Consider the following 596-nt stretch of genomic DNA (forward strand, 5'->3'; position numbering starts at 1 on the left):
GGGGGGCAGGCTTTGGCTCGATCCAGTTGGAAGGGGTCAGGTCGGGCAAGCGGTCACTATGCAGAAAGACCGTCTCAATAGCGAGGGCCCCGATTGCGGCAACGGTGACGAAGATCAACCGTCGGGGCACACTTGCCCACCGCAGTGCACGGGAGTGTTTTGCTCCAGTGCGCTTGCGCCAGCGATGAGAACGATTGTCGTAACGAGACCTATCCACACCCCACTCCCCAGCGGAGAGGATGCTCCTAAATGTAGCAGAGGTCTAGTGAAGTCTATTTGCCGAGGATTGCCTTGGGAGCTGAGGCCTCATTTACCCTAGCGCAACAAGTGCTAGTCCCGATCGAAGCTGTTTCGAAGCCAATATGCTCAGCTTCGGAATTGTCGCAGCGTTGTATGGCCTCGAAGGCGATCAGCTATTGTCTTCGACCGGCGCACTGGGGCCATTTTTCTTGATCGGGTCGATGGCGTTCTGAGCGCTGGATTTGCTTGCGTAGCCCTCGGTCGAGAATATCACCTCGCTATTGTACTTGAAGCGAACGCGAAACCCGCCAGCTTTGTCCTTATAGATTTCGAACTTATGTGCCATGGGTGTGCCT

The 596-nt window shown here is 55.7% G+C and carries 1 protein-coding gene; it reads right to left on the reverse strand.

Translation table 11 applies throughout. From position 1 onward, the window contains the following. Positions 1 to 409 precede the first annotated feature (409 nt). Complete coding sequence (locus tag EN780_RS36815) at positions 410 to 586, reverse strand: YegP family protein (RefSeq protein ID WP_127392778.1); 177 nt, start codon at positions 584 to 586, stop codon at positions 410 to 412. Positions 587 to 596 lie beyond the last annotated feature (10 nt).

It is taken from the genome of Mesorhizobium sp. M4B.F.Ca.ET.089.01.1.1, from assembly GCF_004022605.1.
In the GTDB taxonomy this organism is placed as follows: Bacteria; Pseudomonadota; Alphaproteobacteria; order Rhizobiales; family Rhizobiaceae; genus Mesorhizobium; species Mesorhizobium abyssinicae.

Bases quoted from the DNA above. Each gene is read 5' to 3' on its own strand.
- EN780_RS36815 (WP_127392778.1), bottom strand. From the start codon at position 586: ATGGCACATAAGTTCGAAATCTATAAGGACAAAGCTGGCGGGTTTCGC.